Raw genomic sequence first — 11,170 nt, 5'->3', positions numbered from 1 at the left:
AGTTGCTCGCGTCCACTGTGTCAGTTCTGAGACAACGAACAGTTGTCGGCTTTGAGCTGAGCATTTAACTGAAAAGTGTGCTTGTTCGCTCGAAACCAATAGGGTTTCGGTGGTCATAGCGTGAGGGAAACGCCCGGTTACATTTCGAACCCGGAAGCTAAGCCTCACAGCGCCGATGGTACTGCAGGGGGGACCCTGTGGGAGAGTAGGACGCCGCCGAACAATCTTTGACAGGACCCCTGGTCACCAGCGTACAGCTGGGACCAGGGGTCCTTTTTGTTGTTCCGGAACAAGCACATCCCGGAGCGCGCCGGCTACTCGGCTGCGCGAGAATGACTTGCGGTACCGAAGACAGGAGTCACCATGTCCACCAACTCTCCCGACGACCGACCGGAGCGCGATCAGCGGCGACGGGACAGTGGTGACCGTGGTGGCTACCGCGGTGGCCCGCGTCGCGACAACGACCGACGCGACAACGACCGTGGCGGCTACGGCCGCCGCGACGGTGGGCGCGACGATCGCGGCGGATTCCGGCGCGGCGATGACCGCAACGACCGTAACGACCGCGGCGATCGGGGAGACCGTGGCGATCGCGGTGGCTTCCGCCGTGACGACCGTGGTGACAGCCGTGGCGGCGACCGCGGTGGGTTCCGTGGCGGGCGCGACGACCGTCGCGACGATCGACGTGACGACCGCCGCGAGAACGACCGTGGGCCTCGTCCCGGCTTCCGCCGCGACGACCGTCCCGGTGGGCCGCGTCGCGACGACCGTCGGGGCGACGACCGGGACCGTGGGTTCCGTCGGGACGGCGACCGGCCGGCCTTCCGCCGCGATGACCGGCGCGACGACGACCGAGGCGGCTACGGCCGCCGCGACGACCGCCCCGCCTTCCGGCGCGACGACCGCAGGGATGACCGCCGCGACGACCGACGGGACAGCGGCGACCGTGGCGGATTCCGCCGTGACGACCGCGACCGGGGCTTCCGCAGGGACGACCGACCGGCCGTCCGCCGTGATGACCGGCGTGACGACCGGGGCGAGCGGCGTGAGGGCGAGCGTCCCTCGTACCGCCGTGACGACGACCGCGGTGGCTTCCGCCGTGACGACCGCGGTGACAACCGAGGCGGAGACCGCGGGGGAGACCGTGGTGGCTTCCGTGGCGGGCGTGACGACCGGCGTGACGACCGTGGTGGTCGCCCGCCGTTCCGCCGCGACGATCGACGCGACGACTTCCGCCGTGACGACCGCAGGGACGGCGACAGGCCGCCCTTCCGCCGCGACGACCGCCGTGATGACTTCCGGCGTGACGACCGGGGCGAGCGGCGTGAGGGCGACCGTCCCTCGTACCGCCGTGACGACGACCGCGGTGGCTTCCGCCGTGACGACCGTGGTGACAGCCGAGGCGGAGACCGCGGCGGAGACCGTGGTGGCTTCCGCGGGCGGGACGACCGGGGTCGCGACGACCGCGGGCGTGGGCCCCGACGTGACGACCGGGGCGGTCGGCCCGGCGGTTTCCGCGGGCGGGACGACCGCCGGGACGACCGACGTGACGACCGGCGTGGCGGTGGGCGCTTCCGCGACGAGCGGGACCGGGACCGGGAGCCCATCAAGCGACTGCCGATCCCGGAGGACGTCACCGGCGAGGAGATCGACAAGGACGTACGGCAGGAGCTCCAGAGCCTGCCCAAGACGCTCGCGGACGATGTCGCCAAGAACCTGGTGATGGTCGCCCGGCTCATCGACGAGGACCCCGAGGGCGCGTACGGCTACTCCAGGGTCGCCCTGCGGCTGGCGTCGCGCGTCGCCGCGGTGCGGGAGGCGGCCGGCTTCGCCGCGTACGCAAACCAGAAGTACAGCGAGGCGCTCGCCGAGTTCCGGGCCGCGCGGCGGATGACCGGCAGCGTGGACCTGTGGCCCGTCATGGCGGACTGCGAGCGGGGTCTCGGACGGCCCGAGAAGGCGCTCGACATGGCCGGGGCGCCCGAGGTGCACAAGCTGGACAAGGCCGGCCAGGTCGAGATGCGTCTCGTGGCGGCCGGCGCACGCCGGGACATGGAGCAGCTCGACGCGGCCATCGTGACCCTGCAGAGCCCCGAGTTGGCCTCCAACTCCGTCCAGCCGTGGACCGCGCGACTGCGGTACGCGTACGCCGACGCGCTGCTCGCCGCAGGGCGTGACGGCGAAGCACGTGAGTGGTTCGCCAAGGCCGTCGAGGCCGACAAGGACGGCAGCACGGACGCCTCCGACCGGCTCGCCGAGATGGACGGCGTCGAGTTTGTCGACGCCCTCGTCGAGGTCGAGGACCAGGACGAGCAGCAGGACGTGCGGGAGGGCGACGGCGACAGTCTGCCCGTGGAGGATGCCGAGGCCCGTGACCTGACGACCGCCGTGGACGAGGACGTCGTGGTCGTGGAGGAGAGCGACACCCTCGTGGACGGCGCGGACAACGCGGACGTCGAAGAGGGCAAGGACTCCGCAGACGCCGAAGGTTCCGAAGGCTCCGAGGACGGCGTGGGCCGGGAGGCCGACAAGGACTGACCTCGGCTTGTAGAGGCACCCGAAAAAGGGGGCGGGATCCCACGCGGATCCCGCCCCCTTTTCGTTTGTCGGTCGGCGCCTAGAGGTGCAGGGCGCGCAGGACCAGGCCCGAGGCCGGCTTCGGGCCGAACGACGTGGACTTGCGGGGCATGGTGACGCCCTGGCGGGCCAGGTCGCGTACGACCTCCTCGCGGACCGGGTGCATCAGGACGGCCGTGCCGCCGTCGCGTTCCGCCTTCTCGACCGTGGCGGCCGTGTCATGGATGTACGCGACATGGGCGGGGGAGTCCTCGGGGATGCGCCACACATGGCGCAGGAGCGTGGCGTGCAGGACCGTCGCGTCGAGGGTGCGCCAGGCCGGCGGGCGGTCGGCGGGGATCGTACGGGCGAGGAGGTCCGCGTCCGGGTGGTCCACGAGATGGAAGGCGCCGTCGCCGGCGAGGAGGAAGGCGTTGCCGTCGCATGCCGCGTCCGCCAGAGCGGACAGGGCGTCCGGCAGTGGGACGTCCAGGCGCTGAACGCGGAAGTGGCCCTCCAGAGCGGTCAGCGCGTCGGAGACCGGCAGGCCGTGCAGGAGGCGGTGGATCGCCCGGACCCGCAAGGGATAGCGGGCCGTGTCCACCAGGAGGACCAGGCCGTAGTCCCAGGGGCTGGGGGACGGATGCTCGGTACGCAGGCGCAGATAGGTCGCCCAGCGGTGATGGCCGTCGGCTATGAGGGCCTGGTGCTGGGCGAGATCCGCCTGGATCTCGGTGAGGTCACCGGGGTCCGTGACCGCCCACAGACGGTGGCTGAAGCCGTCCTCGGTGGTCGTGGAGAGGAGCGGGGGCCCTTCGACGGTCCGCTCGACCACGGCGGTCGCGCCGGTCGAACCGTTGCCCCGGTACGTCAGGAGCAGGGGCTCCATGTTGGTGGAGGTCGCCCGCATCAGGGCCGCGCGGTCCGTGATGACGTGCGGTATCACGTCCTCGTGGGGGAGGACCACGCCGTCGGCGGGCTCCGACAGGCGCAGGGCTCCGATGAGACCACGCTGGAGGATGCTGCCGTCACCCTGCTCGTAGACGTACAGGCCGGGCTCGGAGTCGGCGGCCAGGACGCCGTCGGCGAGCCAGCGGCGCAGCGTCTCCGCCGCCTGTTCGTTCCTGGCGGTCGGGGTGTCGGCCTGGGGAAGGATCAGGCGGACGATGTTGTACGGGTCGGCGGATTCGAGGTGGAGCAGACCGTCCGGCCGCACGACCACGTCGTACGGCGGGGATGTCACGGCGGCCAGACTGCCGACCCGGTCGGGGTCGTAGCGAAGGCCCCGGAACGGGGTCAGTTCGAGGCCGCTGCGCGCCGGGGTCTCCTCCGCGGGACCTGCGTTCTTCATTGGGGCATCGTATGTGTGTCAGTGCCATGCGCGATGATCGGGTGAAGCGATCGGACCGATGGACGACCGGGTGGGTACGCGCACGTACCCGTGTCGAGCGAGGAGCGGTGTGCAATGAGCCAGGCAGTCAGGACGCGGCCCGACGGCAGTGGGCAGGCCCTGAGCGAGGCGTACGACACGGCGCTGCTCGATCTGGACGGGGTGGTGTACGCGGGCGGCAGCGCGATCGCGCACGCCGTCGAGTCCCTCGGTACCGCGCGGGCGGGCGGGATGCACCTGGCGTACGTCACGAACAACGCGCTGCGGACACCGGACGCCGTGGCCGAGCACCTCACCGAGCTGGGCATACCGACCGAGGGCGGGGACGTCATCACCTCGGCGCAGGCCGTGGCCCGGCTGATCAGCGAACAGCTGCCGGCCGGTGCGCGCGTGCTGGTCATCGGCGGTGAGGGGCTGCGGGTCGCGCTGCGGGAGCGGGGCCTGGAACCCGTCGAGTCCGCCGACGACGATCCGGCGGCCGTCGTACAGGGGTACGGCGGGCCCGACCTGCCCTGGGGGCGGTTCGCGGAGGCGAGTTACGCCATCGCGCGCGGGCTCCCGTGGTTCGCGTCCAACACCGACCTGACGATCCCGAGCGCGCGGGGCATCGCACCGGGGAACGGGGCGGCGGTCCAGGTCGTGCGGATCGCCACGGGAGCCGAACCGCAGGTGGCGGGCAAGCCCCTGCCGCCGATGCACAAGGAGACCATCCTGCGGACCGGCGCCCGGCGGCCGTTGGTGGTCGGGGACCGGCTGGACACCGACATCGAGGGCGCGTTCAACGGCGAGGTCGACTCGCTGCTCGTCCTCACCGGAGTGACCGACGGCGCTCAACTCCTCGCCGCGCCACCGCAGCACCGCCCAACCTACGTCGACGCCGACCTGCGGGGGCTGCTCACCGGGCAGCCCGAAGTCGCCGCGGACGGCGCCGGCTTCCGGTGCGGGGGCTGGACGGCGACCGCCGACGGAGACCGACTGCTGCTGGACGGCGAGGGTGAGCCGCTCGACGGGCTGCGGGCACTGTGCGCGGCGGCGTGGACGGCCGCCGGTGACGGCTCGTGCGAGCTGGACGGCGAGAAGGCGCTGGCGCGGCTCGGGTTGTGAGGGACGCGGGGGCGCGGTGAGGGTTCCCCGCCGGTGAGCGAGGGCTGAATCGAGCCACAAGGGAGGATAGGCTAACCTAACTGGGTGTTGGTCGAGAGTCCCCCCGAACCGCGCGCGGAGACCGCCTCCGCGCCCCCGAACCGCAGAGCAGCGATCCGTGCCGCCGGACTCCTCGTGTCCGTCGGACTGTTGACCCTGGTCGCGCTGGCGAGCATCGCGATCGGCGCGAAGGAACTGTCCCTCGCGCAGGTCTGGCACGGCCTGTTCGAGGTCACGGGGACGTACGGTGACGTCGTCGTGGGGGAGCGGATCTCGCGCACCCTCCTCGGGCTGCTCGCCGGAGCGGCGCTCGGCCTGGCCGGGGCCGTCCTCCAGGCGCTCACCCGGAACCCGCTGGCCGACCCGGGGCTGCTCGGCATCAACGCGGGCGCGTCCGCCTCCGTCGTCACCGCCATCACCTACTTCGGCGTGACCTCGCTGACCGGGTACGTGTGGTTCGCGTTCCTCGGGTCGGCGGCCGTGGGGGCACTGGTGTGGTTCCTCGGCGGCAGCCGGGGCGCGACGCCCGTAAGGCTCGCGCTGGCCGGTACGGCGATCAGCGCCGCCCTGTACGGCTACCTCCAAGCCGTGATGATCATGGACGGGGCGGCGCTGTCCAAGATGCGCTTCTGGACGGTGGGTTCACTGGCCTCGGCGACCGACGAGACGATCGAGCAGGTGCTGCCGTTCCTGGTGGTCGGCACGGTCGTCGCGCTCCTGCTCGCCCGGCCGTTGAACGCGGTGGCCATGGGCGACGACACCGCCCGCGCTCTCGGTGCCAACCTCAACCGCACACGGGCGCTCTCCATGGCCGCCGCCACCGTGCTGTGCGGGGCCGCTACCGCAGCCTGCGGACCGATCGTGTTCATCGGGCTGATGGTCCCGCATGTCGTCCGCTCGTTCACCGGGCCCGACCTGCGCTGGATCCTGCCGTACGCGACCGTCCTGTCGCCGGTGCTGCTGCTCGGCGCCGACGTCATCGGCCGCGTGGTGGCCCGGCCCGCGGAGCTCCAGGTCGGCATTGTCACCGCCGTCCTCGGCGGGCCGGTCTTCATCTTTCTCGTACGACGGCGGAGGACGGCGCAGCTGTGAAGACGCAGGTCATGAGCAAGCCCGCCGCGCGCAACCGAGCGCTCCGCTCGCCCGGCGGCCTCTCGGTGCGCCTCGACACACGGGCGTGCGTCGTCGTCCTTCTGCTGCTGCTCGCGGCCCTCGTCGCGAGTGTCGTGCTCATCGGCACCGGCGACTTCCCGATCTCCGCCGCCGACGTCGTCCGGACGCTGCTCGGCGACGGCGACCCCAGCCAGGAGCTGATCGTCAACGACCTGAGGCTGCCGCGGGTCCTGGTCGGGCTGCTGGTCGGGGCCTCGCTCGGGCTGGGCGGGGCGCTGTTCCAGTCCATCTCCCGCAACCCGCTGGGCAGTCCGGACGTCCTCGGTCTCTCGCAGGGCGCCACGGCCGGAGCGCTGGTCGTGATCGTGCTGTTCTCGGGGGACGCCGACCAGGTCGCCCTCGGTGCGCTCGGCGGGGGCCTGTTCACCGGCCTCGCGATCTACTTGCTGGCCTGGAAGCGGGGCGTGCACGGGTACCGGCTGGTGCTCGTCGGCATCGGAGTCTCCGCGATCGCCACGGCCGTCAACGGCTATCTGATCACCAAGGCCGACATCGTCGACGCGGCCCGCGCGGTCGTGTGGATGACCGGATCGCTCAACGGGCGTGACTGGGAGCAGGTCCACCCGCTGCTGATCATGTGCGCGATCCTCGTGCCCACGGTCCTCGCCAACGCGCGCGGACTGCGGATGATGGAGATGGGCGACGACGTGTCGTACGCCCTCGGCGTGCGCGTCGAGCGGGTGCGGATGCTGCTGATGGTGTCGGCCGTGCTGCTCACCGCCGGGGCCACCGCCGCCGCCGGACCCGTCAGCTTCGTCGCCCTCACCGCGCCCCAGCTCGCCAAGCGGCTGACCCGGTCCCCCGGCCCCAACCTGGTGCCCTCGCTGTGCATGGGCGCCGCCCTGCTCGTCGTCGCGGACTGGGCCTCCCAGCGGGCCTTCGGCGCCGACCAGCTGCCCGTCGGGGTCGTCACCGGCGTCCTCGGCGGCGTGTATCTGCTGTGGCTGCTGGTCACGGAGCGGAAGGCCGGGCGGATATGAGCGGCCCCCGGCCCGGCGGGCGCGAGGCGACCGGCCGAGCCGCGACCGGCGGCCTCGTGAGCCGCCACCGGCCGAGCGCGTCGGTGCGGTCGGCGGGGCCGGTGAACCAGAACAACCAGAGGAGCACTGTGAACCGCCTGTCCGCCGAGAACGTCACCCTCGCCTATGACCAGCGGGTCATCGCCGAGCAGCTGTCGGTGGAGATCCCCGACAACTCGTTCACCGTGATCGTCGGTCCCAACGCCTGCGGCAAGTCCACCCTGCTGCGGGCCCTGTCCCGGATGCTGAAGCCGTCCCAGGGGCGGGTGCTCCTCGACGGGCAGGTCATCCAGTCGATGCCCGCGAAGCAGGTCGCGCGGACCCTCGGCCTGCTGCCCCAGTCGTCGATCGCGCCCGACGGCATCACGGTCGGCGACCTGGTCGGCCGCGGCCGCTACCCGCACCAGGGGCTGCTGCGGCAGTGGTCGGCGCAGGACGAGCGGATCGTCCGGGAGTCGATGCAGGCCACCGGCGTCGCCGAGCTGGCCGACCGCTACGTCGACGAGCTCTCCGGCGGGCAGCGCCAGCGCGTGTGGATCGCCATGGCCCTCGCCCAGCAGACCCCGCTGCTGCTGCTCGACGAGCCGACCACCTTCCTCGACATCCAGCACCAGATCGACGTGCTCGACCTCTGCGCCGAGCTGCACGAGGAACAGGGCCGCACCCTTGTCGCCGTGCTGCACGACCTCAACCACGCCGCCCGGTACGCCACCCATCTCATCGCCCTGCGCGGCGGCGAGGTCGTCGCCGAGGGCGCGCCCGGCGACATCGTCACCGCGGAGCTGGTCGAGGAGGTCTTCGGGCTGCGCTGCCAGGTCATCGACGACCCGGAGACGGGGACACCGCTGGTGGTGCCGGCGGCCCGCAGGGCACGGACCGGCGCCGAGGGGCCCGAGCAGGGCGCCGAGGCGAGGGTCGCCGCTACAGAAGCTTCCTGAGCTGGAGCAGGTCCCGGAAGCCCGCCTCCAGCTTCACCCGGCCAGAACCCCAGGCCTTGGCGAAGTTCAGCTCGCCCTGGACGAGGGCCACCAGGTCGTCACCCGTCATGGCGAGCCGGATCTGGGCCTTCTCGGACGGCGGGCCCTCAAGGGTGTCGTGCACCTCGATCCGGCCGTCGCGCATCCGGCCCACGAAGGTGATGTCGAGGTCCTTGATGTGGCAGCTCACCGAGCGGTCGAGGGTCGTCGCCTCGCGCACGTGTCCATCGGCGCCTGCCATGTTGTCCGAGAGCTTTTCGAGCGCGGCGCGGCACTCCTCAATCGTTGCCATCGCGACCGACGGTACCCCAGGGCTTCGGGGTAGCGTCGGGGCATGAGCGACTCTGTGTCCGAGGCCACCGCGGGGGAGGAGACGGCCGACGCGGTCGTCGAGCCGGAGGACGACCCCGCCGCCCCGGCCCCGCTGAACGTGGCCCGCACCGCCACCGGCCACCCGGACGTCGACGCCGCCCTCGACCGGCTGGCCGACGCCGACCACCTCGCCACCGACGGCCATGTCGAGGTGTACGAGGATGTGCACCGGGGGCTGCGTGACGCGCTCACCGCGCTCGACGCCCGCCCGGGACCTCCGGCGCCCCCGACGCCGTACAGCACGAGGAGCTGAACCGAACGTGGCAGGTGTGGCACGACGCCGTCTCGACGCCGAGTTGGTCCGGCGGAAGCTCGCGCGGTCGCGTGAGCACGCGAGCCAGCTGATCGCCGCCGGGCGGGTCACGGTCGGCAAGACCGTCGCGACCAAGCCCGCCACCCAGGTGGAGACCGCGGCCGCCATCGTCGTCGCGAGCGACGACGACGATCCCGAGTACGTGTCCCGAGGCGGCCACAAGCTCGCCGGGGCGCTGGAGGCGTTCGTCCCCCGGGGCCTGGCCGTCAAGGGGCGGCGGGCGCTGGACGCCGGGGCCTCCACCGGCGGCTTCACGGATGTCCTGCTGCGGGCCGGCGCCGCCCACGTCGTGGCCGTGGACGTCGGATACGGACAACTCGCGTGGACTCTGCAGAGCGATGAACGCGTCACCGTCAAGGACCGTACGAACGTACGGGAGTTGACGCTCGAAGCGATCGATGGGGAGCCTGTGGATCTTGTCGTGGGGGATCTGTCCTTCATCCCGCTCGGCCTGGTACTGCCCGCCCTGGTGCGGTGCGTGAAGCCGGACGCCGATCTGGTGATGATGGTCAAGCCGCAGTTCGAGGTGGGGAAGGAACGGCTGGGCAGCGGGGGAGTCGTGAGGAGTCCGGAGCTGCGCGCCGAAGCGGTGTGCGGGGTGGCGCGCCGGGCCGGTGAGCTGGGGCTCGGGGTGAAGGGCGTGACGGCGAGTCCGTTGCCCGGGCCCTCGGGCAACGTCGAGTACTTTCTGTGGCTGCGTGCCGGGGCACCCGCACTGGACCCGGCCGACGTCGACCGAGCAGTTGCGGAGGGGCCGCGGTGACTCTGGACCGAACTCGAACCGTCTTCCTGCTGACCCACACCGGGCGGCCGGCGGCCATCCGCAGTGCGGAACTCGTGGTGAAGGGCCTCCTCCACCACGGGCTGGGCGTACGCGTCCTGGAGGCCGAGGCGGAGGACATCCCGCTCCCCGAGGAGGTGGAGTTGGTCAAGGAGGCAACCCCGCAGTGCCTCGACGGGTGCGAGCTGCTCATCGTCCTCGGCGGTGACGGCACGCTGCTGCGCGGCGCGGAGTTCGCCCGCGCCTCCGGGGTGCCGATGCTCGGCGTCAACCTCGGCAGTGTCGGCTTCCTCGCGGAGGCCGAGCGCGACGACCTCGACAAGGTTGTCGACCGCGTGGTGACCAGGGCCTACGAGGTCGAGGAGCGGATGACCGTCGACGTCGTCGTTCACCGGAACGGGGACATCGTCCACACGGACTGGGCGCTGAACGAGGCGGCCGTGCAGAAAGCCGGCGCCGAGAAGCTCCTCGAGGTCGTCCTGGAGATCGACGGCCGGCCGGTGACCGGGTTCGGGTGCGACGGCATCGTGCTGTCCACGCCGACCGGGTCGACCGCGTACGCCTTCTCCGCCGGCGGGCCCGTCGTGTGGCCCGAGGTCGAGGCGCTGCTGATGGTGCCGATCAGCGCGCACGCGCTGTTCGCGAAGCCGCTGGTGACGTCGCCGGACTCGGTGCTCGCGGTGGAGGTGCTGCCGCACATCCCGCCCGGGGTCCTGTGGTGCGACGGGCGGCGGACGGTCGAGTTGCCGCCGGGGGCCCGGGTGGAGGTCCGGAGGGGCGCCGTACCGGTCCGGCTGGCCCGGCTGCACCACGCGTCGTTCACGGACCGTCTCGTGGCCAAGTTCGCCCTGCCCGTCGCGGGGTGGCGGGGGGCACGGCACTAGCGGGCACGGGCGGCTTCCGGCGGTCGCGGGTGCGCCGGAGCCGCTCGCGCGGCCGCCGGGCCCCTGCGGCCGTTGTCGGGCTGGTGTTCCCTACGGGGCCCGCGGTCCTTACCCGGAGCCCGGTTCCGCACGGGGGCGCGGGGCGCCTTGTACCTCCCCTGAGTGACATCGGGGACGGGGGGCGTCGCACTTCCCTCGCTCGACCTCGTATGGTCTTGTCCGTGTTGGAGGAGATGCGGATACGGTCGCTCGGAGTCATCGACGACGCGGTCGTCGAGCTGTCACCCGGCTTCACCGCCGTGACGGGTGAGACGGGCGCGGGCAAGACCATGGTGGTCACCAGTCTCGGTCTGCTGCTCGGCGGCCGGGCGGACCCGGCGCTCGTGCGGATCGGCGCGAAGAACGCGGTCGTCGAGGGCCGGATCGCCATGCCCGACGGCGCCTCGGCGGTCGTCCGGGCCGAGGAGGCCGGGGCCGAACTCGACGACGGGGCGCTGCTGATCAGCCGTACCGTTTCCGCCGAGGGACGGTCGCGGGCGCACCTCGGCGGAAACGGTACGGC

Annotated in this window: 11 protein-coding genes and 1 rRNA gene; 10 read left to right on the top strand and 2 right to left on the bottom strand. The window is 72.2% G+C overall.

Annotation, left to right across the window (positions count from 1 at the left end; genetic code table 11):
* The first annotated feature begins 105 nt into the window (after positions 1 to 105).
* Together rrf and AOK15_RS41495 are read left to right on the top strand one after the other, a co-directional pair.
* Positions 106 to 222, top strand: a 5S ribosomal RNA gene (gene rrf / locus AOK15_RS28460).
* Between the two features lie 1,392 nt (positions 223 to 1,614).
* A complete protein-coding gene (locus AOK15_RS41495; protein WP_063799064.1) occupies positions 1,615 to 2,538 on the top strand; it encodes a tetratricopeptide repeat protein in 924 nt (307 codons plus the stop codon).
* 79 nt (positions 2,539 to 2,617) lie between these two features.
* Here AOK15_RS41495 and AOK15_RS28450 read toward each other — a convergent pair whose 3' ends face one another.
* Positions 2,618 to 3,907 (bottom strand): DUF1015 domain-containing protein, encoded by a 1,290-nt coding sequence (locus AOK15_RS28450; protein ID WP_055521215.1) that lies wholly within the window; start codon positions 3,905 to 3,907, stop codon positions 2,618 to 2,620.
* Positions 3,908 to 4,021: 114 nt separating this feature from the next.
* Between AOK15_RS28450 and AOK15_RS28445 the strand changes: the two genes are divergently transcribed.
* The 4 genes from AOK15_RS28445 to AOK15_RS28430 all read left to right on the top strand — a co-directional run bounded on the left by AOK15_RS28445 (position 4,022) and on the right by AOK15_RS28430 (position 8,219).
* Positions 4,022 to 5,050 (top strand): HAD hydrolase-like protein, encoded by a 1,029-nt coding sequence (locus AOK15_RS28445; protein WP_055521214.1) that lies wholly within the window; start codon positions 4,022 to 4,024, stop codon positions 5,048 to 5,050.
* 84 nt (positions 5,051 to 5,134) lie between these two features.
* On the top strand, positions 5,135 to 6,181 hold the full coding sequence (locus AOK15_RS28440; RefSeq protein WP_055521213.1) for a FecCD family ABC transporter permease: 1,047 nt from the start codon (positions 5,135 to 5,137) through the stop codon (positions 6,179 to 6,181).
* An 11-nt stretch (positions 6,182 to 6,192) separates the two neighbouring features.
* A complete protein-coding gene (locus AOK15_RS28435; RefSeq protein ID WP_055521218.1) occupies positions 6,193 to 7,242 on the top strand; it encodes a FecCD family ABC transporter permease in 1,050 nt (349 codons plus the stop codon).
* On the top strand, positions 7,239 to 8,219 hold the full coding sequence (locus AOK15_RS28430; RefSeq protein ID WP_420876984.1) for an ABC transporter ATP-binding protein: 981 nt from the start codon (positions 7,239 to 7,241) through the stop codon (positions 8,217 to 8,219). Before AOK15_RS28435 ends, AOK15_RS28430 begins: the two co-directional genes overlap by 4 nt.
* Here AOK15_RS28430 and AOK15_RS28425 read toward each other — a convergent pair.
* Positions 8,203 to 8,550, bottom strand: coding sequence for an SCP2 sterol-binding domain-containing protein (locus AOK15_RS28425; RefSeq protein WP_055521212.1), 348 nt, complete (start codon positions 8,548 to 8,550; stop codon positions 8,203 to 8,205). The two genes, AOK15_RS28430 and AOK15_RS28425, sit on opposite strands and share 17 nt — an antisense overlap.
* A gap of 42 nt (positions 8,551 to 8,592) precedes the next feature.
* Between AOK15_RS28425 and AOK15_RS28420 the strand changes: the two genes are divergently transcribed.
* From AOK15_RS28420 to AOK15_RS28405, 4 genes are all read left to right on the top strand, one after another.
* Entirely contained in the window at positions 8,593 to 8,883 is a 291-nt protein-coding gene (locus AOK15_RS28420; protein WP_055521211.1) for a hypothetical protein, read from the top strand.
* A 7-nt stretch (positions 8,884 to 8,890) separates the two neighbouring features.
* The gene (locus tag AOK15_RS28415; RefSeq protein WP_055521210.1) at positions 8,891 to 9,706 is read left to right on the top strand and encodes a TlyA family RNA methyltransferase; all 816 of its coding nucleotides are present in this window, start codon (positions 8,891 to 8,893) and stop codon (positions 9,704 to 9,706) included.
* Positions 9,703 to 10,608, top strand: a complete 906-nt coding sequence (locus AOK15_RS28410; protein WP_055521209.1) for an NAD kinase — start codon at positions 9,703 to 9,705, stop codon at positions 10,606 to 10,608. Before AOK15_RS28415 ends, AOK15_RS28410 begins: the two co-directional genes overlap by 4 nt.
* A gap of 209 nt (positions 10,609 to 10,817) precedes the next feature.
* The coding region (locus AOK15_RS28405) for an AAA family ATPase (RefSeq protein ID WP_157870395.1) at positions 10,818 to 11,170 on the top strand (353 nt) is incomplete at its 3' end.

It is taken from the genome of Streptomyces ossamyceticus (assembly GCF_001418475.1).
Lineage (GTDB): Bacteria > Actinomycetota > Actinomycetes > Streptomycetales > Streptomycetaceae > Streptomyces > Streptomyces ossamyceticus.
The sequence above is the reverse complement of the archived record's forward strand: the minus strand, read 5'-3'. Positions and strand labels throughout refer to the sequence as shown.